Here is a 3,009-nt window from a genome sequence, read left to right as displayed (position 1 = left end):
CGACGGGCTCGCCGCCGGCAAGGGCGTCGTCGTCACCGAGGACATCGAGGCGGCCAGGGCGCACGCCCGCGCCTGCGACCGCGTCGTCATCGAGGAGTTCCTCGACGGCCCCGAGGTCTCCCTCTTCGCGATCACCGACGGCGAGACCGTCGTCCCGCTCCAGCCCGCCCAGGACTTCAAGCGCGCGCTCGACGGCGACGAGGGCCCGAACACCGGCGGCATGGGCGCGTACTCGCCGCTCCCGTGGGCCGGCCCGAAGCTGGTCGACGAGGTCATGGAGAGCGTGCTCCAGCCGACCGTGGACGAGCTGCGCCGCCGCGGCACGCCGTTCTCGGGTCTGCTGTACGCGGGCCTGGCGATCACCCGCCGCGGCGTGCGCGTCATCGAGTTCAACGCCCGCTTCGGCGACCCCGAGACCCAGGTCGTCCTCGCCCGCCTGAAGACCCCGCTGGCCGGGATCCTGCTGGCGTCGGCGAACGGCACCCTCGCCGACCTGCCCCCGCTGCGCTGGAGCGACGACGCCGCGGTGACCGTGGTCGTCGCCTCGCACAACTACCCCGGTACGCCCCGCACGGGCGACCCCATCGAGGGCCTCGCCGAGGTCGCCGCGCAGGATGCCCCGTACGCGTACGTCCTGCACGCCGGGACGAAGCGCGAGGGCGACGCCGTCGTCAGCGCGGGCGGCCGTGTGCTGTCCGTGACGGCGACCGGCGACGGCCTGACCGAGGCCCGCGAGCGGGCGTACGCCGCGCTGTCCCGCGTCCGTCTCGACGGCTCCCAGCACCGCACGGACATCGCGGCGAAGGCGGCACGGGAGGCGGCCGCCCAGGCGTGAACCGTTCGCTTCACGCACCTCGTGCGTGACGTGCCACGCGCCCCGTACGTGACTTTCGGCCAACCTGAGGCCCCGGATCCGCGACTGGATCCGGGGCCTTTTTGGCAGCCAGCTTTAGCCAAAGCCATTCCATCGAGTGACCGATGGCCCATCCGGCTGACGGCGGCTGACACCCCAACTAGGGTGCGGCGCAAGCGTTCCGGGTACCCAGAGCCAAACAGACCACCGGCATTGCGATGTCGGTGGCGGGTGCCACAGTGGGGGAGTGAGCAACACCAACGCCATTGATGTGCGCCGCCGGTCCGAGCCGGTGGCCGAGCAGTAGGCAACAGGGGGTGCCATCGGTCGTGTCAGGTATGGGTGTGGAGGTGGGCGCGCAGGCGGCGCGCTCCCGGGCCCTCGCCGTGCTGCGCCTGCGCAGCCGGGCGCTGGCCGTCGCCCTGCTGCCCGCGGCCGTCGCCGTCGTGCTGCTCGCCGGCCGGGCCACGGGCCATGTGGGCGGCGGGAGTTGGGAGGTCGTCGGCTGGGTCGTCACGGTGATCGCCGTGCTCGTCCTGCTCGGCGCGGCGGCCGTGGCCCTGGTCGTGGCGCGGGCCAGGCCCGCCCTGAGCCCCACCGTCCCGATCGCCGAGGAGTCCGCCCCGGATCTGTACCGCCTGGTGCGGGACCTCGCCGACCGCCTGGACGTGCCGGCGCCCTCGGCGATAGCGCTCACCCCGGACTGCGACAGCTGGCTGGAGGACCGCACCCACCCGGCGCACGGCCCGCCCGCGCGGGACCGCGAGGACACCGCCGCGGCCGGCCGCGGCCAGGGGTCCGACGGCGTACGGAGCGCGCGCGCCCCGCAGCGCCCGGCATCCGTCGCCCCGGTGCTGGTCATCGGCTCGCCGTTCCTGTGGTGGATGCGCGTCGGCGAACTGCGCGCGGTGCTCGCCCCGGTCGTCGCGGGCACGGGCCCCTCGGCCCACCCCGACATAGCCGCCGCCCGGCGCTTCGTGCGCGGGCTCGACGCCGCGGTGGCGGTCGCCTCGGCCCCCGGCCGTGGCCTCCTCGCGCGCGTGGTGCTCGGCGGGATCGGCCGGGTCGCCCGGGTGCTCCTGCGCAACTGCCGGGTGCACGCCGCCGAGATGGAGCGCGGCGTCGCCGCGGCCGCCGCCGAGCGCGCCCAGACCGTGGACTACGGCGTCCGGATCGTCGCCCAGGAGCAGGTCGGCCTCGCGTACGCGGGCTGGGACCGCCTCCTCACCCGGGTCGCGCTGCCCGCCTGGCGCATGGGCCGCTGGCCGTCCCGCCTGGACGCGGGCGTGGTCTCGGCGCTGACCGAGCTGTCCCGCAGGGACCGTCTCGCGGAGGGGTTCGCCTCCCGCTTGGGTGAGCGTCCCGCCTGCGACCTGCTGGAGGAGCCCGGTTCGGTGGACGAGGCGGCCTCGCTGCTCGCCGCCCGCCTCTTCCACGGAGGCCCCGCCGAGTCGGGTCCTGACTGGGCGCCGGTGGCCTGGCAGGAGTATCCGGACGAGGTCGTGGACCGGAAGTGGCGCATGGACGCCGCACGGCTGCACCGCGTCCTGGACTCGCTGGGCGTCAGCCGCGCGGCCGGCCCGGCCGCCCCCGACTCCGAGGGCCCGACCCTCGACCGCGTCCTGCACCACCTCACGGCCGCCGAGGCCGCCTCGGCGGGCGACGGCGCGTCCGTCGCCCTGGCGGAGTCGCCGGCCGCCACCCCACAGACGGTCGCCGCCCGTGTCGGCGCGGGCGGCGCCCCTGCCGACGGAGGCGTGGCTTCCGCGACCGTCGGGGGCACGGCCCCCGTCACCGGAAGCACCGCCCCCGTCGACGCAGGCCCCGCTCCCCGGGCGGCCACCGGCGCGCCCACCAGGGACGCGGCGGACCTCGCCCCGGGCGCCCCGGCAGGCGAAGGCCTCCCTGGCCTCCCCGCGGAGGGCTCGGCCACCGAGCGCGGCACAGCCGCGGGCTCGCCCGCGGCAGCCCTGGGCGAAGGGATCCTCGGCGACGCAGCCCGTCGCGCTGAGCCCCTCCGCACCGAGGCGCCCCAAGCCTTTGGTGAGAACGGCCGTGGCGGGAACGCGCGCGGTGAGGCCGCCCTCGGCGAGACGGCTGCCGACGAGAAGGCCCCCGGCCAGGACGCCCTCGGCGAGAAGGCCCCCGGCCAGGAC

2 protein-coding genes are annotated in these 3,009 nt (G+C 76.6%); both read left to right on the top strand.

Annotation, left to right across the window (positions count from 1 at the left end; translation table 11 throughout):
- Window positions 1-835: phosphoribosylamine--glycine ligase (gene purD / locus AOK22_RS38520; protein WP_244165285.1), on the top strand; the 835-nt coding region annotated here is incomplete at its 5' end.
- A gap of 347 nt (window positions 836-1,182) precedes the next feature.
- Window positions 1,183-3,009: hypothetical protein (locus tag AOK22_RS38515; protein ID WP_244165284.1), on the top strand; the 1,827-nt coding region annotated here is incomplete at its 3' end.

The organism is Streptomyces silaceus, assembly GCF_001419745.1.
GTDB classification, from domain to species: domain Bacteria; phylum Actinomycetota; class Actinomycetes; order Streptomycetales; family Streptomycetaceae; genus Streptomyces; species Streptomyces silaceus.
Note: the sequence above shows the minus strand (reverse complement) of the source record. Positions and strands in the feature narration are given on the sequence as shown.